This is a genomic window from Xanthomonas sp. NCPPB 2632 (assembly GCF_041228075.2).
Classification (GTDB): domain Bacteria; phylum Pseudomonadota; class Gammaproteobacteria; order Xanthomonadales; family Rhodanobacteraceae; genus Luteibacter.
Window position 1 is genome coordinate 174255 of record NZ_CM192979.1, and the last position, 25953, is coordinate 200207.

23 protein-coding genes are annotated in these 25953 nt (G+C 64.5%); 15 read left to right on the forward strand and 8 right to left on the reverse strand.

Annotation, left to right across the window (positions count from 1 at the left end):
• The first annotated feature begins 67 nt into the window (after nt 1-67).
• Entirely contained in the window at nt 68-1099 is a 1032-nt protein-coding gene (gene mgrA / locus AB8808_RS00695; RefSeq protein ID WP_369925872.1) for an L-glyceraldehyde 3-phosphate reductase, read from the forward strand.
• A 22-nt stretch (nt 1100-1121) separates the two neighbouring features.
• Here mgrA and AB8808_RS00700 read toward each other — a convergent pair whose 3' ends face one another.
• Nucleotides 1122-2876, reverse strand: coding sequence for a glycoside hydrolase family 13 protein (locus AB8808_RS00700; RefSeq protein WP_369925874.1), 1755 nt, complete (start codon nt 2874-2876; stop codon nt 1122-1124).
• A gap of 91 nt (nt 2877-2967) precedes the next feature.
• Here AB8808_RS00700 and AB8808_RS00705 point away from each other — a divergent pair, with 91 nt between their 5' ends.
• The 6 genes from AB8808_RS00705 (at nt 2968) to AB8808_RS00730 (ending at nt 9868) form a co-directional block, all read left to right on the forward strand.
• Nucleotides 2968-3663 (forward strand): DUF3348 domain-containing protein, encoded by a 696-nt coding sequence (locus AB8808_RS00705; protein WP_369925876.1) that lies wholly within the window; start codon nt 2968-2970, stop codon nt 3661-3663.
• A gap of 10 nt (nt 3664-3673) precedes the next feature.
• Nucleotides 3674-5647, forward strand: a complete 1974-nt coding sequence (locus tag AB8808_RS00710; RefSeq protein WP_369925877.1) for a DUF802 domain-containing protein — start codon at nt 3674-3676, stop codon at nt 5645-5647.
• A complete protein-coding gene (locus AB8808_RS00715; protein ID WP_369925878.1) occupies nt 5644-6288 on the forward strand; it encodes an OmpA family protein in 645 nt (214 codons plus the stop codon). The genes AB8808_RS00710 and AB8808_RS00715 overlap by 4 nt, the downstream gene beginning before the upstream one ends.
• On the forward strand, nt 6285-6677 hold the full coding sequence (locus tag AB8808_RS00720) for a DUF2894 domain-containing protein (protein ID WP_369925881.1): 393 nt from the start codon (nt 6285-6287) through the stop codon (nt 6675-6677). The genes AB8808_RS00715 and AB8808_RS00720 overlap by 4 nt, the downstream gene beginning before the upstream one ends.
• Nucleotides 6678-6725: 48 nt before the next feature.
• Complete coding sequence (locus AB8808_RS00725) at nt 6726-7247, forward strand: DUF2127 domain-containing protein (RefSeq protein WP_369925883.1); 522 nt, start codon at nt 6726-6728, stop codon at nt 7245-7247.
• 308 nt (nt 7248-7555) lie between these two features.
• Entirely contained in the window at nt 7556-9868 is a 2313-nt protein-coding gene (locus AB8808_RS00730; RefSeq protein WP_369925885.1) for a hypothetical protein, read from the forward strand.
• Between the two features lie 239 nt (nt 9869-10107).
• Here the strand turns inward: AB8808_RS00730 and AB8808_RS00735 are convergent, their stop codons facing one another.
• Complete coding sequence (locus AB8808_RS00735; RefSeq protein WP_369925887.1) at nt 10108-11004, reverse strand: SDR family oxidoreductase; 897 nt, start codon at nt 11002-11004, stop codon at nt 10108-10110.
• Nucleotides 11005-11102: 98 nt separating this feature from the next.
• Here AB8808_RS00735 and AB8808_RS00740 point away from each other — a divergent pair, with 98 nt between their 5' ends.
• The 8 genes from AB8808_RS00740 to map all read left to right on the forward strand — a co-directional run bounded on the left by AB8808_RS00740 (nt 11103) and on the right by map (nt 17956).
• Nucleotides 11103-11954, forward strand: coding sequence for a helix-turn-helix transcriptional regulator (locus AB8808_RS00740; RefSeq protein ID WP_369925890.1), 852 nt, complete (start codon nt 11103-11105; stop codon nt 11952-11954).
• Between the two features lie 21 nt (nt 11955-11975).
• Entirely contained in the window at nt 11976-13544 is a 1569-nt protein-coding gene (locus AB8808_RS00745; protein WP_369925892.1) for a glycoside hydrolase family 30 protein, read from the forward strand.
• A 77-nt stretch (nt 13545-13621) separates the two neighbouring features.
• Nucleotides 13622-14746, forward strand: a complete 1125-nt coding sequence (locus AB8808_RS00750; RefSeq protein ID WP_369925894.1) for a J domain-containing protein — start codon at nt 13622-13624, stop codon at nt 14744-14746.
• A gap of 93 nt (nt 14747-14839) precedes the next feature.
• Nucleotides 14840-15172 (forward strand): hypothetical protein, encoded by a 333-nt coding sequence (locus tag AB8808_RS00755; RefSeq protein WP_369925896.1) that lies wholly within the window; start codon nt 14840-14842, stop codon nt 15170-15172.
• On the forward strand, nt 15169-16422 hold the full coding sequence (locus AB8808_RS00760) for a type II toxin-antitoxin system HipA family toxin (protein ID WP_369925899.1): 1254 nt from the start codon (nt 15169-15171) through the stop codon (nt 16420-16422). Before AB8808_RS00755 ends, AB8808_RS00760 begins: the two co-directional genes overlap by 4 nt.
• 69 nt (nt 16423-16491) lie before the next feature.
• A complete protein-coding gene (locus AB8808_RS00765) occupies nt 16492-16872 on the forward strand; it encodes a VOC family protein (RefSeq protein ID WP_369925901.1) in 381 nt (126 codons plus the stop codon).
• 89 nt (nt 16873-16961) lie between these two features.
• Complete coding sequence (locus tag AB8808_RS00770; RefSeq protein WP_369925903.1) at nt 16962-17174, forward strand: ParD-like family protein; 213 nt, start codon at nt 16962-16964, stop codon at nt 17172-17174.
• Complete coding sequence (gene map / locus AB8808_RS00775; protein ID WP_369925905.1) at nt 17171-17956, forward strand: type I methionyl aminopeptidase; 786 nt, start codon at nt 17171-17173, stop codon at nt 17954-17956. The genes AB8808_RS00770 and map overlap by 4 nt, the downstream gene beginning before the upstream one ends.
• 69 nt (nt 17957-18025) lie before the next feature.
• On the opposite strand, the gene AB8808_RS00780 is transcribed toward map, so the two are convergent.
• From AB8808_RS00780 to AB8808_RS00805, 6 genes are all read right to left on the reverse strand, one after another.
• On the reverse strand, nt 18026-18454 hold the full coding sequence (locus AB8808_RS00780; protein ID WP_369925907.1) for a DUF3617 domain-containing protein: 429 nt from the start codon (nt 18452-18454) through the stop codon (nt 18026-18028).
• Between the two features lie 114 nt (nt 18455-18568).
• A complete protein-coding gene (locus tag AB8808_RS00785; RefSeq protein WP_369925910.1) occupies nt 18569-20605 on the reverse strand; it encodes an alkaline phosphatase family protein in 2037 nt (678 codons plus the stop codon).
• Between the two features lie 205 nt (nt 20606-20810).
• Nucleotides 20811-22454, reverse strand: a complete 1644-nt coding sequence (locus AB8808_RS00790) for a multicopper oxidase family protein (RefSeq protein WP_369925912.1) — start codon at nt 22452-22454, stop codon at nt 20811-20813.
• Between the two features lie 168 nt (nt 22455-22622).
• Complete coding sequence (locus AB8808_RS00795) at nt 22623-23282, reverse strand: hypothetical protein (RefSeq protein WP_369925914.1); 660 nt, start codon at nt 23280-23282, stop codon at nt 22623-22625.
• A gap of 81 nt (nt 23283-23363) precedes the next feature.
• Nucleotides 23364-24467, reverse strand: a complete 1104-nt coding sequence (locus AB8808_RS00800) for a type I restriction endonuclease (RefSeq protein WP_369925916.1) — start codon at nt 24465-24467, stop codon at nt 23364-23366.
• Nucleotides 24468-24883: 416 nt separating this feature from the next.
• A complete protein-coding gene (locus AB8808_RS00805) occupies nt 24884-25813 on the reverse strand; it encodes an AraC family transcriptional regulator (RefSeq protein ID WP_369925918.1) in 930 nt (309 codons plus the stop codon).
• Nucleotides 25814-25953: the final 140 nt, after the last annotated feature.

Sequence of the window (25953 nt, forward strand, 5' to 3'; positions counted from 1 at the left end):
CAGGATAAAGGATTCACGCACGCATGGCTTACCATTCCTTTTTTCGTGCGTGAACCGGAGCCCTGCCATGCCCTACCAAGCCGCCGCCGATCGTTACGACGACCTCATGCCTTATCGCCGCTGCGGCCGCAGCGGTATCGACCTGCCGGCGATCTCGCTGGGCCTGTGGCAGAACTTCGGCGGTGCCGACGTGTTCGAGACCGGCCGCGCCATCCTGCGCCGCGCGTTCGACCGCGGGGTCACCCATTTCGACCTGGCCAACAACTACGGGCCGCCGTACGGCTCGGCGGAAGAGAACTTCGGCCGCGTCATGGCCAGCGACTTCGCGCCGTATCGCGACGAGCTGGTCATCTCGTCGAAGGCGGGCTGGGACATGTGGCCCGGCCCGTACGGCGGCATCGGCGGCAGCCGCAAATACCTCATCGCCAGCTGCGACCAGTCGCTGCGGCGGATGGGGCTGGACTACGTCGATATCTTCTACTCGCACCGTGTGGACGCCAGCACGCCGCTGGAGGAGACCATGGGCGCGCTGGCGCACCTGCACCGCCAGGGCAAGGCCCTGTACGTGGGTATTTCCAGTTATTCCCCTGAACTGACGCGCAAGGCCGCGGCCATCCTGGCCGACGAGCGCGTGCCGCTTTTCATCCACCAGCCCAACTACTCGATGTTCAACCGCTGGATCGAGGATGGCCTGCTGGACACGCTGCACGACCTGGGCACCGGCTGCATCGCCTTCTCGCCGCTGGCGCAAGGCCTGCTCACGTCCAAGTACCTGGGCGGCATCCCCGCCGACGCACGCGCCACGCGGGAGGGCTCGCTCGGCAAGGACCAGCTCAACGCGACCAACCTGGAACGCATCCGCGCCCTGAATGTCATCGCCCAGGGACGTGGCCAGACCCTGGCCCAGATGGCGATCGCCTGGACGCTGCGCGATCCGCGGGTCACCTCGTCGCTGATCGGCGCGCGCACGGTGGAGCAACTGGACAACTCGCTGGACGCCGTGAAGCGACTTGACTTCAGCGACGCCGAGCTGGCCGAGATCGACCGGCACGCCAGCGACGGCGGCACCGACCTGTGGAAGGCATCGGCGCAGCTGTAACCGCCCAGCGTGGTCGCCGCGCTCAGTCGGGCGTGACGACCCATGCGGCATAGGCGGGCAAGCGTGCGCCCTCCAGCGTGGCCGTGGCAGGCAGGGATGCGTCGCTGCCGGCCAGGGTCCTGACCTTGCCCGGCATCAGGCCCTTCGCCAGCGGCTGGGCCTTGCCGCTGAAGTTGAGCATCACCAGCACCGGGCGGTCACCGTCGCGACGATAGACCAGCACGTCGGGGTTGTCGGTATCGAGGAAGCGCATGGCGCCGTCGTGCAGCGCGGGGTTGTCGCGACGCAGGGCGATCAGCTGGCGGTGCCAGTTCAGCAGCGAGTCCGGTCGTGCCGATTCGTCAGCCACGTTGATCGCGACGTGGTTGGGATTGACCGGCAGCCAGGTGTGCGGGTTGGTCGAAAACCCGGCCTGCGGTCCCGCCGTCCACTGCATGGGCGTGCGTTCGCCATCGCGGCCCTTGTCCTTCGGCCAGCCCGTGATGCCGACGGGGTCGCGCACGTCTTCCACGCGGGTGGGCGTGGCGGTGGTCATGCCGATGGGCGCGCCGTAATACGTGAGGGCCACGGCACGCGAGGTCAGCAAGGCGGCGGCCACCACCTTGGCGCGGGCGATATCGTGCTGGCCATCGCCGAAGCGGTCGATGGAGCGGGGGTTGTCGTGGTTGTCCACCACCAGCAGCGGCTGCCCGTGAACCTGCTGCGATTCCTGCAGGCGCGTGCGGAACCAGCGCGCGTCGAAGCTGGCCTGCCAGCCGAAGCCCAGCTGGAGGTTCATGGGCAGGTGCAGTTCGGGGGCGTCCTTCGTGCCGTACCACGCATCCAGCTGCGCGATGTCGGGCTCGTAGGTTTCCCCGATCAGCACGCGCTGGCCCGGGTAGGCATCGACCATGGCGCGTAACCGGCGCATCACGCCGTGCACTTCGGGCAGCTTGTCGCTGTACAGCGATTGCAGGTTGGGCTCGCCCTGGGCATTGGTGCCCGAGCGGATGGGGTCGTTGCGCAGGCGGGGGTCTTCGAACAGCGTGGAGATCGCATCCAGCCGGAAGCCGTCCACGCCGCGATCCAGCCAGAACCGGATCGCGCCGAACATGGCTTTTTCCACCGCCGGGTTGCGCCAGTTGAGGTCCGGCTGCTGCACGTAGAATCGGTGGTAGTAGAACTGCTTGCGCGCGGGCACCCATTGCCAGGCCGAGCCGCCGAACACCGACTCCCAGTTGTTCGGCGGTGCCTTGCCGTCGTGGATGTTGCGTTTCTGCACGGCGGACAGCGTGGCGCCGGTGGCATCGATGCCGTCGTTCCACACGTACCAGTCGGCCTTGGGGTTGTCGCGCGACGCCGCCGAGGCCAGGAACCAGGCGTGTTTGTCCGAGGTGTGGTTCATCACCATGTCGAGGACGACGTGGAGATGGCGCTTCTTCGCCTCCGCCTGCAGCCGGTCGAAGTCGGCCATGTTGCCGTACTGCGGGTCGATCGCTTCGTAATCGGCGATGTCGTAGCCGAAGTCCGCCTGTGGCGAGGGGTACATCGGCGCGATCCAGATGGTATCGACGCCCAGCCTCTGCAGGTCGTCCAGGTGGGCGGTGATACCGTTCAGGTCGCCCACGCCATCGCCGTTGCTGTCGCCGAAGCTGCGCGGGTAGATCTCGTAAACCAGGGCGTGCTTCCACCAGGGTGCGCCGGTGGTGCCGGTGTCGGGTGCCGACGGGGCGGCGAGCGCCGCCGTCCCCAGCCACATCGTGCACGCCATGCCTGCCAGTCGGCGAACCATCCCCATCGACCCATCCCCTCGCTTGGAAGACCCCCGATGGTATCCCAGGGGGCGGCTTTTGCCGACGATCCATGGGTCGCCACCGTTCGCGTGTAAAATGGGCGTTTTTTCGCCAGCAGACACCGTGCAACGAGTACAGCGGACAAGCGTCCGTGGCCCCACGTTCATCCGCCTGCTGTCCCGTCTCACCGACGTCGACACCGCGCGTCCGAACATCGCCCTGCCGGACCGGCTGAGCCAGTGGCTCGACTGGACCCACGCGCTTGCCTTGTCGGCGGCGCTGGACGGCACGGCGGCGCCGGTGGCCGACGACGTATCCCGTCCGCTGGCCGACGAGGCGGCGGAATGCGCGCGGGTGCGTCAGGCGCTGGGCGGCGCCATTGCCGGCGCCCGCGAGTTGGTCGCCTCGGGCGACGACACGGGTGGCCTGGCCGACTTCGCCCCGTTCCGCCAGCGTTACCTGGTGCTGCAGCGGTCCATGCAGGCGCAGACGGGCCAGTTGCGGGGTCGCCTGCGCGACAGCGTGGCCTCCGTGTCGGCCGACATGGCGCGCCTGGCCGGGGTCGACGCCGTCATGGAGGCGGCGCTCAGCCCGCGCGAGCAGGCGCTGCTGGGCCAGGTACCGGGCGTGCTGGGCCGGCACTTCGACCGGCTGCGCATCGCGGCCCAGGCCGAGGGCACCGCGGCCTGGCTGGACACCTTCCGCAAGGACATGCAGAGCGTGCTGCTGGCCGAACTCCACGTTCGCTTCCAACCGGTGGATGCGCTGCTCGCCGCGCTGCCCACCCGATAACCGAGAAATCATGTCCCGAACTCCTCTCTACCTCGCCGTCTTCCTCGTGGGCCTGCTGGCCGTGTGCTGGATCGGCTTCGGCTACGTGGGCAGCAACCCGCTGGGCGCGGCCGTCGCGCTGCTGATCGGCCTGTGTTACCTGGCCGGCGCGCTGGAACTGCACCGGTACCGGCAGGCCACGTCCAGCCTGCGCCACGCCGTGGACGACCTGACCGGCACGCCGCCCGGTCTGGGCGCCTGGCTGGAGCGCCTGCACCCCGGCCTGCGCACCTCGGTGCGCCTGCGTATCGAAGGCGAGCGCGTGGCCTTGCCCGCACCGTCGCTCACGCCCTATCTGGTCGGCCTGCTGGTGTTGCTGGGCATGCTCGGCACGCTGCTGGGCATGATGGCCACCCTGCGCGGTACCGGGCTGGCGCTGGAAAGCGCCACCGACCTGCAGGCGATTCGCGGTTCGCTGGCCGCGCCGGTGAAGGGGCTGGGCTTCGCCTTCGGCACGTCGATCGCCGGCGTGGCCAGCTCGGCCATGCTGGGCCTGCTCTCCGCCTTGCTTCGCCGTGAGCGCCTGGAAGTGGTGCAGGCGCTGGATGCGAAGGCATCCACCACGCTGCGCGTGTTCTCGCAGGCGCACCGGCGTGACGAAACGTTCCGCCTGCTGCAGCAGCAGACCGAGGTGATGCCCGCGCTGGTCGATCGTTTGCAGGCGATGATGGCCAGCGTGGAGCAGCAGGGCGTGGCTGCGAGCGAGCGCCAGCTGGCCAGCCAGGAAGCCTTCCACGCCGCGACGGCAACGGTCTACACGGGGCTGGCCGAGTCGGTCCGTGCGTCCCTGCAGGACAGCGTGGCCGAGAGCGCACGGGCGGCCAGTGCCGCGTTCCAGCCGGTGATGGCGGCGACCATGGAGGGGCTGGCGCGCGAGACCTCGGCACTGCACGACACGGTGACCCACGCCGTGCAGGCGCAGCTGGACGGCCTCGCCGCCGGCTTCGCGAAAAGCACCGCCGAGGTGGCGACGATCTGGCACGACGCCCTGGCCCGCCAGCAGGCCGGCAACGCCACCCTGGTGCAGCACCTGCAAGGTGCGCTGGACGATCACGGCGCCGCGCTGGCCAGCCGACACCACGAGGCGCTGGCGGCGGCTGCGGCGACGTTCGACGCGCATACCGCTTCGCTGGTCCACGCGGTCAACCAGTCGCATGCGGAACTGCAGGACGTGCTCGCCTCGCGCGACGCCGCGCGCCTGTCCACGTGGAGCGACGCCCTGGCCGCGATGACCGCCTCGTTGCAGGCGCAGTGGGAAGCCGCCGCTGCGGACGCGATCCGTCGCGAGCAGGCCATCTGCGACACGCTGGAGCGCACGGCCACGGCGGTGTCGGCCAGCACCGAGGCCCACGCCGGCGCGACCATCGCCGAGATGGCACGCCTGGTGGAGGCCGCGGCCGAGGCGCCCCGCGCAGCGGCCGAAGTGGTCGCGGAGCTGCGCCAGAAACTGTCCGACAGCATGCTGCGCGACACGGCCATGCTCGACGAGCGCAACCGCCTGCTGGCCACGCTGGAAACGCTGCTGGATGCCGTCAACCACGCATCCACCGAACAACGCACCGCCGTGGATGCGCTCGTCACCACCTCCGCCGACCTGCTCGAGCGTGTCGGCACGCGCTTCGGCGACCAGGTGGAGGCCGGCGCGCGCCAGCTCGACGCCGTGGCCGCGCAGCTCACCGGCAGCACCGCCGAGGTGGCCGGCCTGGGCGAGGCCTTCGGCAGCGCCGTGCAACTGTTTGGCGAGTCCAACGAGGCCCTGGCCGAGCGCCTGCAGCACATCGCCGGCGCACTGGACGGCGCGATGGCGCGCAGCGATGAGCAACTGGCGTACTACGTGGCGCAGGCCAGGGAAGTGGTCGACCTCAGCGTGTTGTCGCAGAAGCAGATCATCGAGGAAATGCAGCAGCTGGCCCGCCAGCGCACGAGCGGGGCGGCCGACGCATGAGCGACGACGCCGAACTCGACGGCGAAGCCGGCACGCCGATCTGGGCCGCGTTCGGCGACCTGATGTCGGTGCTGCTGGGCGCGTTCGTGCTGATCCTGGTCGGTGTCATCGGCATGCAGTTGCAGCTCACCAGCAAGCTGGACGAAGCGGTGAAGCAGAAACAGGTGGAGCAGCAGCGCCGGCAGACGCTGGAGCAGGCCCTGGCCGCACCGATCGCCGCGGGCCGTGTCACCCTGGTGGACGGCCGCATCGGCATCCGCGGCAGCGTGCTGTTCGCGCTCAATTCCGACCAGCTACAACCGGAAGGCCAGGAAGTCATGAAAAGCCTGGCCGGTCCGCTCACCGATTACCTGAAGACGCGCGACGACGTGCTCATGGTCAGCGGCTTCACCGACGACCAGCCCGTGCACGACGGCAATCGCCACTTCGTCGACAACTGGGAGCTGTCGGCCCAGCGGTCGCTTACGGTCACCCGCGCGCTGATCGCCGCGGGCGTGCCGGCGTCGTCCGTGTTTGCCGCCGCCTTCGGGGCGGAGCAGCCGGTGGGCGCGAACACCAGCGAGGAAGGCCGGGCGCAGAACCGCCGCGTGGAGATCGCGCCGATGCTGCGGCCGTCCAAGCCGGCCGCCGGCGCGCCGTGAGGACTCCGCCGCCCTCGTTGCCTCGCGGCCCGCTCGGCCAGCTGGTCGACGCCCTCGCGGCCGAGCGCGGCAGCACCTCGTCGTATCCCGAGCTGCCGCTGCTGGACGACTTCCAGCGCTTGTGGTCGCGGGTGCGTACCGAAAGCCAGCTGCGCCAGTCGCTGGCCCCGGTGCCCGAGAACGCCGGTCCGCTGAACTCGTCGGCCCTGGTGCACCGCGCCCTGGGCGTGATGCGCGATGTCTCGCCCGGCTACCTGCAGCACTTCCTGGGCTACGTCGACGACCTGGCCTGGATGGAGCGCGTGGGCGAGCGCGGCGGCCCGGCGACCGACGGCGCGCCGCAGGCGGCCACCATCGGCAAGCGCGCGCGGAAGAAACCGCGCAAATAATGCCCGCGGCGGATTACGTCGCGGCCCTGGCCGATCTATAGTTCGCCGATGACGCCGACCGATCTTCCGAACGACACGCACGCACCCGACCACCACCCTGCCGGCCTGCGCATCATCGCGGTGTACAAGGCGGTCAAGACGATCGGTCTCATCATCATCGCCAGCGCGGCGTTCCATCTCGACCAGGAAGACCACTTCCGGCACCTGGTCCATTGGCTGGAACACCTGCCGCTGACCGACAGCAACGACCTGCGCTGGAGCCTGGTGCACCTGCTCGAACAGATGGGGCCGGCCAAGGTCGAGGCGGTGGGCATCGTGGCGCTGGTGTATGCCGCCATCTTCGCCACCGAAGGCATCGGCCTGTGGATGCGCAAGCACTGGGCCGAGTGGTTTACCGTCATCGCCACCGGCTCGCTCGTGCCCGTGGAGATCTACGAATGCATCGTGCGTTTCGGCTGGCTGAAGGTTGCCGTGCTCGTCGCCAACGTGCTCATCGTGATCTATCTGGTTCGCCTCGCCATGCGACCGCGCGGTGGTGTGACCGGCGCATCGGCGCTGCACGCGCGATAACGACAAGGGTGTGACCGATGGACGCACGGGCCTGCGCAACGCAGTGCCCGTGACGCGTGATGCCCGTGCATCCGTGCGGGCTTGCGCAGCGCACGCCGGTTTGCGGCGCAGCTCACAAAAGGAGTGATGCATGGCCTCCTTGCCGATTACGACGGGTCGCGTAACCCGGTCCGCGTGATACATCGTAACTGCACATTCCGAAACCATCGTCGTGCGTCGTCCGTCCACACGTGGTTCGGCAGGTTTCGTTCGTGCGCTCCTCTTTTTATCCACGCCCGGCATGCGCCCGGGCGCCAACGAGTTGCCTCATGAAACCATCCTGGATCTTCAAGCGTGTCTCCCTGAACCTGCATCGCCCCGACGGGGGCATCGACCTGCGACCGTGGCGTCCTGCCACGGCTACGCCGGAACCGGCCGAACCGGACATCGCACGACGGCAGTTTCTTCGCGTCGGTGCCTCCGCCGCGGGCGGCCTCGGCGTGGCCAGCGTGGGCGGTACCCTCGGCCTGTCCTGGCTGTTCGGCGGCACGGCCAGCGCCGGCACGGTGGTTACCGGCGGCATGCTGCCAGCGGCGAACGCCATCGCTGCGTCGGAAACCATCATTCGCGCGCGCCGCGAATTGATCATGTTCCATGGCCAGTCCAACGCGGTGGGCACGGGCGGACGACCCGCGCTGACCTTGCAGCAGATCTACGCCAACGTGACCTTCAACGGCGGCGTGCGTCCGGGCACGGACGCCAGCGCCATGACCGGCCTCGTGCCGCTGGTGGAATACGACGGCGGTCACGGTACGGGGGGCGAGGTCGGCACCAATGCCTGCGCGGATGGCCTTGTCGAATACACCGCGGCCCTTACCGGCGTGCCCGCGGCGTCGCAGTACAGCCGCTATGCGGCCTTCACCAGCGGCGAGGGCGGTCGACCGATCGGCTACTTCGCCAGCTTCCTCGATGACGACAAGCTCGACGGCTACCAGGGCTGGAACAACAGCCGCCTGCGGCTCACCTCGATGCTGCGGCTGATGCGCGACGAGGGCCAGCGCGACGGCGGCAACATCGCCTGGCTGGCCACCACATGGCAGCAGGGTGAAGCGGATTCCACGGGCCGTTCGGAAACACGCGCCACCTACAAGAGCAAGCTGATCGCGCTGGAGCGTGCGCACTGGCAGAAGCTGTGCCAGGTGAACCTGCCGGAGCAGAGCTGGCGCCCGCTGTGGCTGATCGGCCAGGTGTGCAGCCACAACAGCTACGGTGCCATGAGCCTGGCTTTCTGCAATCCGTTCATCGCGCTGGCGCAACGCGATGCGTGCCTGGCCAGTGCGTACCTGCGCATGGTGAACCCGCAGTACCTGTTCGACTATGCCGACGAAGCCGCTGCCGGCCAGCCCATGCTTCACCTCACAAACGAAAGCCATCGGTGGCAGGGGCGTTACTTCGCGCGTGCGCTCTACCAGCTGATCCTCGATCGTTCCGCGGGCATCGCGCTGCGCAATCCCGCGCTCGACGTCGTGGCAGCGGTACGAGTCAGCGCCCGCACCATCAACCTTACCTTCAACGTGCCTTCCGGCGTGCTGACGCTGGATACGCGCTGGGTGGCCCTCACGCGCAACTACGGACTGGATGTGCGCGATGCCGACAATCGCATCGTGCCCGCCAGTCCCACCGACAACAACCTGATCGCGTCCGTCCGCGTGGTCTCGCGCGACACCCTGCAGATCACGCTGAAGACGGACCTGCCTTCCAGCGCCAGCAAGATCTCGCTGGGCTGGGGCGATCCTGCGGAGCCGGCGTCCATCGCCGGGCGCAGCGGCGGGCCACGCACCAACATCCGCGACAGCGCCGGCGACACCGACGTCTACGTGGCCAGCAACGGCACGACGCGTCCCATGCACAACTATGCGCTGGTCGCCGATGTCGCGCTGGGCTGGGTCAGGCGTGTGCAACCCACCGGTGAGTGGCACTTCAACGGCAACGCGCGCAGCGACGTGGTCGACCGGTCCGGCAGCGGCCGCGCGGCGCTCACGCTGATCGGCCGGCCCAGCTTCACCGCGTCGGGCACGCAGTCGGCCAACGGTACGCAGGGCTTCCAGACCGACATCGACGAAACCGCCAGCATGACCTTCGCGGCGGTGTTCTGCAGTCCTTATGGTGTCGGCCCTGGCAGCAATGCCGGGCGCGCGATCAGTACCTTCCAGGGATTCAGCCCGCGCATGGCGGGCCTGGCCCTGCAGCACTCGTACACGCTGGGCGCCACCGACGCGGAACTGACCAGCTTCCGGCTGGCGCTCACCCCCAGCGAGAAAGCCGTGACCATGGGTCCGGGGCAGTCCACCGACACCCGCTACAAGCCGCGTTTCGCCATTGTGTCGGTCGATGCGGTGGCCGGCACCGTGCGTTTCCTCTGCCCGGCGTACGAGGACCAGCCACGCGAGCAGGGCTATCCCGGCCTGCCGGCGCGGCCGCTCAACGGCAAGGTGCTGATCAACGCATGGAAGGACGGGGGCGACGCCGCGGGGCAGGGTGCGGTGCTGACCCGCTACGCCGCGGTATGGAACCGGGCGCTGAGCTTCGACGAGATGCTGGCGGAGTACGACTATGCACGGGGCCTGTTCGGCAGCGTGTAAATCATGGGGTCGCGCGCCCCGTGCGTAGGCAATAAGGCGTAATCTTCGCAAGTGGACCGCGCGTGCGCGGTCCACCCAGCGACGGCGATCCGCCGAAGCCCCTATCGAGGAGACGCCGTGAGCAAGGGACTGGATTCAAAAAAGGGCGAGAAGAAGAAGCCCGCCAAGACCATGAAGGAAAAGAAAGCGGTCAAGGACGAAAAGAAGCGCAACCAGAAGTAACGGCGCGCTTCCCCGACTCAGGCGTGGCTGGAGTAATCCATGCGCCTGAGGTCTTCCAGGAGGGTGGGGCCAGTGGGGTGCCAGTCCAGCGTCTCGCGGGTCAACGCGCTGGACGCGGCCATGTCCAGGCCGACGAACATCCCCAGCCAGCCGAAATGATCCGCCGCCTTGCCGGCGTCGATCGATACCACCGGCACACCCATGCCTTCCCCCAGCACCTGCGCGATATCGCGTGCGGGGATGCCTTCTTCCGCCACCGCGTTATAGCGCGCCCCCGGCGTGCAACGTTCGATGGCCAGACGGTACAGGCGCGCCACATCCAGCACGTGCGCCGCGGGCCAGCGGTTCTGGCCGTCGCCCACGTAACCGGACACGCGCTTCTCTCGCACCACGTCCAGCAAGGGGCTGATAAGGCCTTGCTTCACCGTATCGTGTACCTGCGGCAGCCGCACGACGGCCACGGCCACGCCCTCGGCCAGCAGTTCGTTGGCGGCCATCTCCGACGCGATGCGCGGGTTGGGATGTGCGATGTTGAAGACATCCTCGGTAGCCAGTTCCCCGGGGCCCCGGCTGCCGATGCCGGTGCCCGAGGTGATCAGCAGCGGGCGCCGCGTACCGACCAGCGCCGAGCCCAGCGCCTTGATCACCTGCCTGTCCTTCTCGCAGTTGGCGACGAACCGGCTGAAATCGTGATCGAACGCGGTGTGGATCACGGCATCCGCTTGCGCCGCGCCGGCACGCAGGCTGTCCAGGTCCTCCAGCAGGCCGTGGTGGACCTCGGCGCCCGCCGCCCGCAGGGCCTCGGCCCCGGCGTCGGAGCGGGTCATGCCCAGCACCTGGTGCCCGGCTGCGAGCAGTTCGGGAACGACGCGCGAGCCGATGAAGCCGGTGGCGCCGGTAAGGAAGATGCGCATGGGGATGTCTCTGTCAGGGGTGTCGGGGTACGATGGTCCTGCCCCGCATACGGGTAAAGTAGTGACGTTATCGTGGTATAGAAACCAACAGGCTCGCCATGTCCGACCACCTCGACAATCCGCTGGGCACCTTCCTGCGCGATCGCCGCACGCGGCTCGATCCGGTGAGCTTCGGTTTCACCGGCGGTCGCCGGCGTACCAAGGGGCTGCGCCGAGAGGAAGTCGCGCAGCGCGCCAACATCAGCCCCACCTGGTACACCTGGCTGGAACAGGGCAGGGGTGGCGCGCCCTCGGCCGAGGTGCTCAACCGCATCGCCGCCGGCCTGCTGCTGACCGAGCCGGAGCGCGAGCACCTGTTCATGCTGGCGCTGGGGCGCCTGCCCGAGGTGCGTTACCGATCCTACGATGGCGTGACGCCACGCTTGCAGCGGGTGCTGGATGCGCTGGACGGCAGTCCGGCCTTCGTGCGCACCGCGCTGTGGGATGTCGTGGCCTGGAACGAGGCCGCTGCCGCGGTGTTCACCGACTACGGCCTGCTGCCGCCGGCCGAGCGCAACATCCTCCACCTCATGTTTGCCAATGCACGCGTGCGCGAGCACCAGGACGACTGGGAAAAGGTGGCCCGGTTCGTCGTGGGTGCGTTTCGTGCGGATGTCGCCCGTGCCGGCGCCACGGCGGAGATCGGCCAGTTCGTGGACGACCTGGCCCGGATCAGTCCGGAATTCGAGGCGATGTGGCTCGACAACGATGTGCGCGCGCACGGCGATGGCATCAAGCGGATCCATCATTCGGAACTGGGTGTGCTGGACCTGGAATATTCGGCATTCGCCGTGGATGGCCGTCCGGACCTGCACGTGATCGTCTACAACGCGGTGTCGGAGGCGGATACGCAACGCATTCGCGCGCGGATCGATGCCCGGCGGGCGATGAACGGACGAGCCGCCACGTGACCTTGCGCGGGTGTGTCCTTCATGGATGAAGCACGGCGCGTATCCCACCGCGCGATAGCGGGCGCATTGCTGTTGCTCGCGGTGTTGTCCATCACGGTGCTGGTCGTGCCACAGGCGCGGCAGTCGTCGCCGGCACGGACGGCCAAGCCGGCGGTGAAGCCGATCATGCCATCGGTGGATGTGTGGCTGAGCACGGCGGATCGTCGGCTCAAGCTGTCACCACAGAACGCCGTCGCCATGAGTGCTCGCGACGGGACATCCGCCGACATCGTTATCGACGCGGACACCTCGTACCAGAGCATGACCGGGTTCGGTGCCGCGATGACCGATGCCTCCGCCTGGCTGCTGCGCCACCGGTTGAATCCAGGGCAACGCCACGCGCTGATGCGCGAGCTGTTCGGACCGCCGCCCGGCCTCGACTTCAACATGATGCGCCTGACCATCGGCGCATCCGATTTCTCGCGACATTTCTACACGCTGGACGATATTCCCTTTGGCGAGACCGATCCGGACCTGAAGCACTTCAACGTGGCCGAGAACCTGCCGGAAGTAATCCCGACCGTGCAGGAGGCGCTTGCCCTGCAGCCCGGCCTGCTGATCGTGGCCTCGCCCTGGAGCGCGCCCGCATGGATGAAGTCCGAGGGCAACCTGATCGGCGGCGAGCTGCTGGAACAGTACGAGAGCGTGTATGCCGATTACCTGATCAGGTACCTCGATGCGTACCGTCACTTCGGCATTCCCATCTTCGCGCTCACGTTACAGAACGAGCCGCACTTCTCGCCCATGACCTATCCCGGCATGCCGATGGATGCCGCCACGCGTGCCCGCATCATCGGCCAGTACCTGGGGCCTAAGCTGGCCGGGCGAACGCAGCGCACGCGCATCCTGGACTGGGACCACAACTGGAGCCACCCGGAGGAACCGCTGGGAGTACTGTCGAATCCCGACGTGGCCCGCTATGTCGACGGTGTCGCCTGGCACTGCTACGAAGGCAGCCAGCACGCCCAGGGCACCGTGCATCGCGCCCATCCGGACAAGGACGCCTACATCACCGAGTGCTCCGGCGGCGACTGGGCGCTGAGCATGAATGGCGAACTGCTGTGGTTCACGCGCAATCTGCTGGTCACCGGCACGCGGCAATGGGCGCGTGGCGTCATCTACTGGAACCTGGCGCTCGACGAGGACCACGGCCCCCACTTCGGCGGATGCGCCGTGTGCAAGGGTGTCGTCACCATCGATTCGCAGACGGGCGAGGTCACCCGCAACGATGAATATTACGCACTGGCCCATTTCAGCCGGTTCGTCGCGCCCGGTGCCGTACGCATCAAGTCGAACGATACGGACGCGAGCATGGGCATCGCCAATGTCGCGTTCCGCAATCCGGTCGATGGATCGATCGTGCTGGTAGCGGTGAACATCAAGACCGACGCGCAGCAGCTGACGGTGGCGCAGGGACGCAACCAGTTCGCGTACACCCTGCCGGCGGAAAGCGTGGCTACCTTCGTCTGGCATCCGGACGTGCTGGGTGCGTGGATACGACGTGCGCAGCGCTGGCTGGGGCCGGAGGGGAAGCCGACGCGGGTGGAGTAGGCCGCTGCCGACACGACCCGTCATGCCGCGTCGATTAGACTAGCCGCGCACCTTTCGTATTTCGTCGGAGCTCCTCCATGGTAAAACGTACCCTCACCCCGATCGGCACGCCGACCGACGGCCCGGCGCGCCCGCTTTCGAAAGGCCAGAAGGCCTTCAATACGCTGGTCGAGCGGATCGGCAAGCGTCGCGAGGCGCTGGCCGAATGGGCCACGTTCGACACCGAGTTCCAGCGGAAGTACAACAACGAATTCGTGCCGCTCCTGCAGCAGTACAACGCCGTACGCATCGAGCTGGTCACCCGACTCGATCAGCTGCACGGTCGCAAGGGCCTGACCAAGACCGAGCGCCAGACGATCGCCGATCTGCTGCTGCGTGTCGCCGACGAACTGGTGCGCAGCGTCGACGATCCGGTCGTCGAAGAAATCCTTCGTCGATACGACCCCGTGGATCCGGAGGTAGAGGCCGCCACATTGAACGACATTCGCGAAAGCATGTCCGCGATGTTCGGGGTCGAGATAGGCGACGAGGTCGACATGAGTTCGCCCGAAGACGTCATGCGGCATGTGCAGGAGAAGCTGGACGGGAAAGACGAACGCGAACGCGAGCATCAGCAGGCCCGCGACGAGTACCACGCCAAGCGAAAGAAGACACCGAAGCAGAGTGCTGCCGCCGAACGCGCGCGTACCGAGCAGGACGAGGTCAATCTGTCGATCCGCGAGGTCTATCGCAAGCTGGCCAGTGCGCTGCACCCCGATCGCGAGGCCGACCCGGTGGAACGGGAGCGCAAGGCCGCGCTGATGCAGAAGGTCAACGTGGCTTACGGCAAGAAGAGCTTGCTGGACCTGCTGGAATTGCAGCTGGAGCTGGAACACATCGATCAGTCGTCGCTCGACAATGTCAGCGAGGACAGGCTCAAGCGGTGGAACACCATCCTCAAGGAACAACTCCACCAGCTCGACGAGGAACTGGTGGACGTGCAGATGGGTTTCCTGATGCGCAGCGGCATGGCACCCACCAGGTCCGTTTCACCCAAGACCGTCAAGCGCAGCCTTACCGCGCAGATGACCGGCATGCGTCAGGATATCCGCGTTTTCGAAAAGGACCTTCGCCTCTTCGATGATCCGTCACGGCTGAAGTCCTGGTTGAAGGAGGTCAGGAAGGAGTTGGCTGAGATGGATTATGACGACCTGATGTTCTGAGGTGCGATGCGCGGAGCCGAAGGTGAGCGCCCAGCTAATTTCTGGTAAAATATTACCAATAAAGTTGATATATCGACACTATCAGGTAGTTATATGGTTGATTTTTCGCTCTCCATGCCTTCGGAAATACGTGCCGAATTGGGCCGCCGCGCTCGCGCCAGGCGAGTGGCAGCGAATATTCCCGCCGCCGAACTGGCAGCCCGCATCGGGGTGTCGGATAAGACACTCCTTACCTTCGAACGGACCGGACAATGCAGCCTGGATACCTTCATCCGCGTCCTCGAGTCATTGCATGCGCTGAACGACCTGAGTGCCGTCCTTGTCCCGTCTCAAGGATCTATCGCGTCACTGCGGCTGGGGGCTGATACGGATGGCAGGAAGCGCGCCTACCGAAAGGCAGCGATCGGGAAAGAGATAACGCGATGAAAGAACTCATCGTTGAATATCGCGGTTTCGGCCAGCGCATTCCTGTCGGCACGCTTGCCGATAACGGAAAGTCGGTGCTTTTTGAATACGATGTCGCCGCGATCAACGCGAAGCTCGACCTGTCTCCGATCCGGGCGCCACTTCGAACATTGGCCTACCCCGACCATCAGGGGGACTACCGCCACCTACATGATGTTCCCGGCTTCATCTACGACTCGCTACCTGATGGCTGGGGTTTTCGCCTCATGCACCGGCGCATGCGAGCTGAGGGCGTGGCGGTCGAGAGACTATCGACGCTGGACCATCTCGCGTATCTGGGCCAGAACACCATGGGTGCGCTCGTGTACCTGCCACCCCGCGGTGAGGTAGTCAGTCATGAGGACCTGACACTGCTGCGACTGGCCGAGGAGATTGACACGGTCCTCTCGGACGATGGCTACGAAGTACTCGCGGAAATGGCCCGGGTAGGTGCTTCGCCTGGCGGCGCACGTCCCAAGGCAATGGTCTGTTTCAACCCCGCTACAGGCGCCTTGGGAACGCAAGAGCATGCCGTTCCGGACGGTGAGCCATGGCTCGTAAAGTTCGCCGCCTCCGACGATGCCCCCGATAGTTGTGCGGTCGAAGAGATGTATGCACAACTGGCACGTGCCTGTGGACTGGCTACGATGCCCACCCATCTTTTTGAACTGCCCCACCATCGTCTTGCGTTTGGCACCGCTCGCTTCGATCGCCAGGACGGCCAGCGTACTCATGTGCATTCGCTTGCGGGTTTGCTTCACGCCGACTTTCGCGTCCCCTCGCTTGGCTATGTCGATCTATTTCGGGCTGTGAGGTACCTGACGGGCGATCAGCGGGAGTTGGTAAAGGCCTTGCGCTTGTGCGTTTTCAACGTCCTCATGAACAACCGCGACGATCACGCAAAGAACGTCGCCTTCATCCGGCAGGCCGACGACCGGTGGATTCTCGCCCCTCCCTTCGACCTCACCTACTCTCCAGGTCACCGGGGCGAGCATTTCATGGACGTCAACGGTGCCTCCAAAGCACCGGGGCGCTCCGACATCCTGTCCGCTGCCAGCGCTGCCGGACTACCCGAAAAGCTGGCGATACGTGTGCTGGATGAAATGCTCGATGTGATAACACCTCAGTCCCTGAGGACAAAGATGTTGGATTTCCCGTTGACGCGAGAGACGATGAAAACGTTGGCGAGCTCGCTGGACGCGAACCACGCTCGACTGTACAAGCGTGGTTAGCCGCTCGTCACTTCGGCGAACGGTTAGTGCAATGTAGAGGCCTGATAGAACAAGCATGAGACATCGACTATGACTTATCCGAACGCCACTGACTTAAGGACGTTCATACCAGCCAAAGACTTCGAAGCGTGCAAACGGTTCTACGCCGCCCTCGGCTGGGAAACCTTCGATGTCGGCCCCGGCCTGGCACTGGTACGCCTGGCCGACGAGCAGCATTTCTACATCCAGGATTACTACGTCAAGGCGTTCGCCGAGAACAGCATGCTCCATGTGACGGTGGACGACGCGCAAGCCTGGTACGCGCACGTGGCCTCGGTCCTGGATGAAGGAGACTTTCCGGATGCGCGGGTGCAACCGCCCGCGATGCAGGATTACGGTGCCAGTGTCGTATTCGTGCATGATCCAAGCGGCGTTCTGTTGCACCTGTGTCAGTGGGTCAGGAAGGGCTGACATCCGCATGCCAGGCGGCTAGCCGTTCCGGACTTGCGTCGAATATATGAAGTATATACGATTCGTATATACTCACCACCGGCACCCTTATGGGCATCGTCAATATCGACGACGAACTGCATGACCAGATTCGTCGTGCCTGCACCGTTACGCACCGTTCCATCAATGCCCAGGCCAACTTCTGGATCAAGATCGGCATGCTCTGCGAAATGCATCCGGACATGAGTTTCCAGGCTATCGTCGCGGGCGAACTCAGGAGCGCGGGAGTGACGACACCCTTGCTCACAGAGCGGCACGCGTGATCAAGCAGCCCCACGAAGTGGAGCTCATGGCCCAGGCCGGAGCACTACTCGCGCAGGTCTTCGATGTGCTGGACCACATGCCGCTGGCCGGCCGGTCCACCATGGACATCAACGATCTCGTGGAGCGTATGATCGTCGATGAGCTTCAGGCGCGGCCCGCCAGCAAGGGTCAGTACGACTTTCCCTATGTGCTCAACGCCTCGATCGACAACGTGGTGTGCCACGGCATGCCGTCGCGCGACGATGTCTTGCGCGACGGCCAGATCGTCAACCTCGATATCACGCTGGAGAAGAACGGCTATATCGCCGACTCCAGCACCACGTACCTGGTCGGCAACGTGCCGTATCCGGCGCGTCGGCTCGTGCGCGCAACGTATGCGGCAATGTGGAAAGGTATTGCCGCCGTGCGTCCCGGTGCCCGCCTGGGCGATATCGGTTATGCCATATCCCGGTACGCGCGCGAACAGGGCTATACCGTGGTGAAGGAATACTGCGGACATGGCATCGGCCGCGAGATGCATGAAGATCCGCAGATCCTGCATGACGGCCATGCCGGTACCGGCATGCTTCTGGAAGAAGGCATGACGTTTACGATCGAACCGATGCTCAATCAGGGCAAGGCAGCGATCCGGGCCAATCCCGACGAATGGCCGGTGTATACGCGTGATGGCAAGCTGTCCGCGCAGTTCGAGCATACCGTTGCGGTGACGCGTCAGGGTGTGCGGGTACTGACGTTGCGGCCGGGTGAGTCGGCGCTGTGTGTGCGCTGGACTCAACGGTAGGCGCCATTCACGGATAGGCGGGGCATAGGGAGCTCCCGACAGACTGGCGTCGTGGCTGCCGCCGCTGCGTCAATCCTCCGGACTGGTGCAGGCGGCGTAACGGTCACCTTCCACGTGCGTCACCTCGCCACGGCCTTCGACCATGACGCTGCCTGTGTAGTGCTTGGCGCTGTCGAAATCCACATGCGCCGAAGCCGCCGGCCCCGCCTTGCAGGTGAGCTTCCACGCCAGCGAAGTACTGCGGCGTTGCTGGTCGGTGGCAGTGCACTCGCCCTCCGCTGGCGTCCATGCGGCGAACGTGGTCCAGGGATCGGCACCTTCATCCACGCAATGCCACTGCACCTCGGGTGCACCTGCCTTGCCGTTGACCACGTGCCGCACCTTGATCCGCCACAGCCCGGGCATGGCACCGAAGTCGCCGGGATCGGCGTGGACCGGTGTGACCGCCGTCACGGCGAGGGCGCACGCGGCGGCAGCGGCCAGTGCGGTCAGGGCCATTGTTCCGACTCGCCGTCTGGGTAGGGGAAGCTTCATCATCATCGGACTCCTTGCAAACACGAAAACCCTGCCCGCTTTCGCGGGCAGGGTCGGTATCGAACGAACCCTGCGCGATCAGTCAGCGATCGCGGCGGTGTCGTGGACATCCTTCCGGGTGAAGTTGAACATGTCCATGAGGTTGCCGATGGCCGGTGCGTTCACCGGTACATACGGGTTCTCCTTGAACGACACGGGGTTGGGCAGGTTGTCGCGGCTACGGTTGGAGATCTGGTCCTTCAGGTTCCAGTTGGCCTCGACGAATTTGTCGAACGAGACATGGTCGTAATACGTGTGCACGACCTTGCCGCCGAGGGAGTACTTCGACACCACCAGCAGCGGGATACGCGTGCCGTCGCCGAAGAAGTCGACCGGCTGGATGTAGCCGGAGTCGTAGTAGCCGCCGCCTTCATCGAAGGTCACCATGATCACGGTGTCGTCCCACACCTTCGGGTTGGCTTCGGCCATTTCGACGATCTTGCGTACGTAGCCTTCGAACAGGTCCAGCTTCGACGAGGCCGGATGGCCATCCAGGATGCCGTCAGGCTTGGCGATGGAAACCGCCGGCAGCGTGTCGTTCTGGATGTCGTTGTACAGGTCGTTGAGGTCTTGGTTCTTGGCGCGCAGTTCCGGGTTGGTCATGACCTGGGTGGAGTACAGGAACGGATCGCAGATGTTGCAGAAGGTGCCGCCTTCTCCATCTTCCTTGCCGCCACCGAAGCCTTCACCGTAGTACTTCCACGAAACCTTGTGCTTCTCCAGCAGCAGCGCCAGGTTCTCCTGCGTGGTGGGCGGGATGGTGAACTGGTCGGAGCCCAGCGGAGCCGGCGTGCCGTCACCCAGGTAGCCCGGGTTGTAGTTGTTCACCAGGTAGTAGGCCTTGGGCTTGCAGTCCGTGCCCTTGAACGTCAGGTACGGCAGCGAGCGCAGGTAGTTTTTGATCTGCTTCACGCCCGGCTGGCTTTCGTCGGAGCAATTGACGTACGAACCACCGCTGTAACCGTCCTGCATCCACCAGTTGTTGGTACCGAACTGCGAGTCCGGGTTCTCGATCTGGTTTTTTGGCGGGGTGGCCGGATCGCCGTTGGCGTCGGCGTAGTAGATCAAGGTGCCGTAACCCAGCATGATGTGGTTGGCACCCGTGCCGCCCATCACCGACTGGTGGAAGTTATCGCTCAGCGCATACTTCTGGGCCAGCTTCTTGAAGTACGGTGCATCGCCCTGAGCCATGTTCAGGAACTGCATGGCAGTGGCGCCTTCACCGGTGCTCTGGTCGTTGAAGTTTGACGGTAGCGGCTTGCCGTTGGTGCCCGCACCGATGGTCGTTTCGACCCAGGGGAACAGGTCGTGGCGACAGCCGCTCGGGTTGGCGGCGGTGGAGGCCTTGGTGTCGCAATCGAGCTGCTGCCACATCTGGAAGAAGCGGTGCACGGGGCTGTTGGCGTAGGCGTCGTAGCCGATCGACGCATGCATGTCGACCGGCGCGTTGGCGAGCTTGGCCGGGAAGCGGGTATCGACCACGCGGTTGGGCAGGCCCGTGCCACCGGCAGCGAGCATGTCGTAAGCGTCATCGGGCAGGGCCGGCTCGATGGCCTGTGCCTGCGTCGCGGAAGCGAAGGGTGCCGCGGTGGGTGCGCCACCGGTGTTCATCTGCGGAAGGGTCTTGTACTTGCCGGCCTTCTTGGGCGACATGTCGAACTTGCCGGTGCTCGAAGCCATGTACTGTGTGGCAAGGTCCACGTTCGGACCCGGCGTGCCGTCGGCATTGACGATGCCTTTGGACAGCAGGTTGTCCACCGACTGCCCCTTGGGCGCCGTGTAGGTGCCATAGACGTGGTCGAACGTGCGGTTTTCACCGATCAGCAGGATCACGTGCTTGATCGGGGTAACCGTATTGTCGCTGTTGTCCTGGCCATGGTGAGGCTTGTGCATCAAGACGATGCCGCCGGGAAGACCGCCCGGGTTGTTGAAGGGAGCCACGGGCACATTCTGGCGGAACGGCGCATCGTGGTCGGGCGGCGTGGTGTCCTGCGCGCTGACGACGCCGGCGAGGCCGGCGGAAAGCGCCCCCATCAACAGCGGCAAAAGCCGTGTGCGGTGCAACCGTGTAAGCATTTTGAATCTCTCCCTACCTGAAGTCTTCCCCCTGATGCGTGTCGATAAGGTTGTGTGTGTGGCCTATCGACCAGACTGAGCATCTACCCCGCATGTGACCAATCGTTGGCACACACGCGACAATGCGTGAGTCCGTGATGACATTCGCGTGTCAATGCAAGATATTGCGAACAATCGTTGCGGTCGTAACAAAAAGCGAAGGGCTTCAGACCAGTTCGTAGGGGCGCATCATTTCGTTGTCTTCGTGCTCGAGGTAATGGCAGTGCCAGACGTACTTGCCTGGCTCGCCGTCGAAGCGCGTGATGATGCGGGTGACCATGCCTGGGTCACAGCGTACGGTGTCTTTCCAGCCCGCTTCATGCGCTGCGGGTGGCATCGACGGCCCGGTGAACTTCAGTTCCTTGCGGGCGTTCCACGCGAAGAGGTCGAACGGACGGCGCTCCAGCACCTGGAAGCGCACAAGGTGCAGGTGGATAGGGTGCGCGTCGCCGGTCACGTTGACGAACGTCCATGTTTCCACCGTGCCTTTCTTTGGTTTTTCGCTGATGGGATCGCTCCACATCTTTCCATCAAGCAGCATCGTCATCGGATTGCCGCCGGAATCGTCCTGCTCGCCCAGGGCAAGCACGCGGTCCTGCACCGCCGTGGATGGATCGATGCGCTGCACTGGCCGCAACGCGGCCGGTACCACCGAGGTATCGCGGCGACCCTTGGCGCGAACGCGGAACTCCACGATGCCATCGGCCTGATGGCGTAGCTGCACCGACTGGCCGGCGTACGCACTGAAGTCGACGATCACCTCGGCCCGTTCGGCCGGGTAGAGTTCGATGCGCAGGCGATCGGTGGGCGCTGCCAGCAGGCCCTGGTCGCTGCCGATCTGCTGGAACGGTTTGCCATGTGACAGAGACAGGTTGAAGAAGCTGGTATTGGCCACGTTGATCAGCCGCAGGCGGTAACGGCGCGGCTCCACCTCGAGATACGGATACAGCTTGCCGTTGCACAACACCGCGTCGCCGCGGCATTCGGGCACCCAGGGCGCGTCGGCGTCATCCGACACCGGGTAGTAGAGCTTGCCGCTCCTGGCGAGCAGGCGGTCGTAAAGCATCAGCGGAATGTCGAATTCGCCCGAAGGCAGCCCCAGGGCCTGCTCTTCGTCGTCGTGCACATGGAAGCTGCCGAACAGGCCCGCGTAGATGTTCAGTCGCGTGATGCCCATGGCGTGATCGTGGTACCACAAGGTGGTGGCGTCCTGGTCGCCCGGGCAGAGGGCGGTCGACGATTTACCCGGCACGTACCAGTCTTCCGGCCAACCGTCATTCGGCGCGGATACGCGCGCACCGTGCACATGGGTGACGGTGCGAACGTCGGGTTTCGATTTCTCCGCGCCATGAATGTTGTGATCGATGGGCAGGAAATGCCGGGTGGGAAGCTCGTTGGCCCATTCCACCAGCACCGGCTCGCCACGGCGCGTCATGATCGTGGGGCCCGGCGTACACCCCGCGTAACCCCATTGCGGTGTCGGCGGCAGATCCCGGTGCACCTTGGCACTGAAGGCGCGCATCGGCATGCGATAGAACGGTAGCTGCCGGCCGCCGAACGCGGGGTGGGCACGCTTGCCCGTGGGCACGGCGATCGGTGGCACGGGCAGGGCATCGACGAACCTTGCCATGGTCACCGGGTTGACCAGCGGCACGTTCGGCGCGGCCAGGGAGGGCATGGCCATGCGTTGCTTCATCGGCATGGTCATCGGCATATCCATTGCCTGGGCCACGCGAAACGTGTCGACGAGAACGCATGCACCGGCGAATCCGCCGGCGACGCCCAGGAAACGGCGTCGGGAGTTGTCCATGGGGGTCATCGTTGATGGCTTGTCGAGCAAGCCACCGTAGGTCGCCGTAATGACAAGGATGTTTCAGTCCAGCTTATTGATCATGCGCAAGATGTTGCGGTTTGCGCCGATCCTGCCGCGTGTTTGCGCCCAACTACCGACGTGGGCGACACGATAACCATGGAGCGTTCAAAGTGCGCGATACATAGCGCCTTCGACGCTCGAGAAAAGGTGTACGAAGCGCTTCGAGTCGACGGCTTCCTGAAGCAGCCTCGTCGCGGTGACCCGGTCGCCAAGGGCCAGGGCAACGTAGCCCGCGGCATACGACCGGATCGGTGAAGGGTTTCGACCAAAACCGTGCCGCTCGGGCGTATCGCCTTTTTCGTAGAGAAGGATGCGTAGTACGTCTGCCGGATTATTCATGGATGCGTACCATTCCATGGCCTTGGGCAGCTGATTCACGATGTCCTGGATGCACCAGGGCAGGTTTCGACCGGCTTCGTCGATCGCCCAAACGGTGTCGTTGCTGCCAAGGATAGCTAACGAAGGAAGGAGCCTTCCTCGAAAGTGACACTGGTGTTCCTCTGGCACCTGCTTGCCGGCCTTGATCTTCGGAGGCCACTGCGGAGGTATGTATGCCAGGTACCTGCCAAGGTTGACCCTGAACGAGAATGTGGTGATACCGAGCACATCGGCGTCGTACTTGCTAAACGATTGCAAGTTGAAGACGTCGATGGTGTCGGCGCCATGCCGCCAAGCCGTGCGCGATGTGAACGTGTCGAAGCCTATGGTCTTGAGGCTGGCCCAGATCCTCTGCTTTATTTCCCGGCTGACTGCCTTGCTATCCATCAGGTCAACATCCCGGTGTAGGGTCTCGGTGCCTACCGGTCGTTTTGTTGCAGGCGGAACTGACCGCGGCTATGAAGCGACTCAGGCGGTCGCAGCGACAGGCTTGCTTCCGTCAGCACCCAGATAGCCTAGCACCGTAGCCTTCAGGCGCTCGTCCATGTCGAATAGCTGGTCAAGGCTTTCAATGGGGAATCGCTCCTCTTCCTTCCGGTCATTAAAAAGACCAACGACGAGTCGATTTTCATTGTTGAAGCGTAGGCGGCAAACCGGTTTGCGATTGTTGTCGTCGAATAGAATCGCGCAGTAACTGGCTGCATCCCGCATGAAGATGCGTCCCGGTTTCACAACCGGGCGAAGTATGGCGCGCACGATCTGGAATGCTTCCAGCTCGCTTTCGGTCGTCTCATACCCGTCTTCTTCATCCTCGGCATCCACGTCGGCGACTACCGGAAGCGGCGACAGCATGGGGTCGGGCGTCATCGCACCCTTGAGGCGCTCGTTGATCTTATCGCCGACCAATTGCTGGAATGCCTGCTTTGTGACCTGGGTAAACAGTTCCTTGATCGCACCCCTGAACTGCTTGCCTGCAAGAAACTCGGCTGACGCCAGCTTTACGAACTCTTCCGGGGGGTGAGTCATCCAGTCGCGAAGCGTATTCTGGATAGATCGGGTGTACTTGAGTTGGTTGGCCGTGTTTAGGATGTTTTCTACATCGAAACTCGACTTGGCGAACTTTCGTAGTTCATCGACATCCTGATCGCGGAATTCGAGAATGTTGAACTCGAAAAAGGGCCGCTCATCCATCTTGTTCGATCGCTCGAGATCGGTGAAGAAGCGATACACGATACCGTTGGTCAACACGCCAAAACGCGATTCGGTAACGTGGAAATACCGAAACAGCTGACTTGCGTGATTGATGTGCAGGTCGGCACCGCTTTTCTTGCATTCGAACAGCATGATCGGGACGCCATCTTTCAGGATGGCGTAGTCGACTTTTTCGCCCTTCTTGGTGCCTACGTCAGCAACGAGTTCCGGCGTGACTTCGGTCGGATCGAATACGTTGAAACCGAGCAGTTGAATGAAGGGCATCACCATTGCATTCTTGGTGGCTTCTTCTGTCTGTAGAAGATCCTTCGCCTGGGCCACGCGGGACGCAAGAGCCCTCACCTGATCGATGAAATCCATTTTTTTCCCCTGTGATTTGGTTGAGTCCGTCGCGAACGCGTCGGATTCTGGTCAGGGACTGATGGATTTGCAACGCACTTAAGCGTGAGACACCGATTGCAGGTATTTTGACCGCTTACTTTGCGTATGCGGATTGCAGCATCGTCGCTGCGCATGGTGGTCCGGGGACAGGATGTGACGTCAAGTTGCCGGATATGTGCTGGGGCCGGGACGACTCGTTCCGGCACTGCCCGGTTTCTCGCCATTGCGCGATCTCACATAGTTTGGCCACACCCGTCTCGCATAGTTTGACCGCTAACAGCTAGTGCCAGCCAACTTCTCGAAATTGCGGGATGCGCTTACGTTGCCCAGTCGACACATGTTGGCGCCCATTGCGCCTGGTCTCTGAGCGTGGCGGCCGTGCGAAGTGCGCCTACCTATACGGGATGGTTGGGGCTTGTCGCATGGTGCCGATAGCGCCCCGGGCTGAGGCCGGTTTCGCGCTTGAACGCCAGGCCGAATGCTGCGGCCGAGCCAAAGCCAATCTCGCTTGCCAAGGTCGCGATGGGCTGGCCTTGGCGTAGGGCCACGCGAGCCAGCAGCATGCGCCATTGCGTCAAGTAGGCGATGGGCGCCTGGCCCACCTTTTGCTGAAACCGCTCTGCCAGGGCCGATCTCGAGAGGCCGACGTGGTTAGCGAGTGTCTGCACGGTCCAGCGCATCTGCGGCTTTTGGTGCATGACCGACAGGACTGCCGAAATCGCCGGGTCAAGGCAGCCGCAAAGCCAACTAGGCCCGATATCGACGCGTGCCGCGTAGATACGAAGGATGCGCACCAGGATCAGGTTGGCAACGTTTGCCAACGCGAACCTCGCGCCCGGGGCTGCATGTTGCGTTTCCTCCTTGAGTATCGCCAGGAGGTTCGCCAGGCGCCCTTGGGTGTCCTCGCTTGCTCGAATGTGAATCAGTGCGGGAAGGAAGCGAAGCTGCCCGGCCATATCGTCATCCGAAAAGGTGAACCGTCCGCCGATCGCCATGCTCGATATCGCGCCCGAGCCGACCTCCAAGGCGCCGGAGGGGTCGCCTCCCATTGCGAAGGCAACCGCACCATCGACCAATGGCGTACCCGGCGCCGAAGCGACGTAGTAAGGACGCCCGTCGGTCAGAAGGTAAAAATCGCCCGCGTGCATTCGTATGGGGCTTTCTCCCTCCACACCGATCCAGCGTTCGCCTGCCAGAAGGCTGCCGAACTTCAAGTGTCGGTAGGCTGGATAGCGAGCGCCCCAATCGCCACGCACCGTCACTTGGGCGGAAACGACGCTCTGGATGGTGACGGCACGAAAAAAGCCTGACAGGGGGTCGGTCATGGACGATCGCTTATGAAATGGCGACGACGAAGGATAGACCGTCCGGCTATTGCCGCGCCACCATGACATCCCCCCTCAACGGATGTCTCGCCATGCACTACGCCACCTTGGGCGCCACTGGACTCTTTGTATCGCGCTTT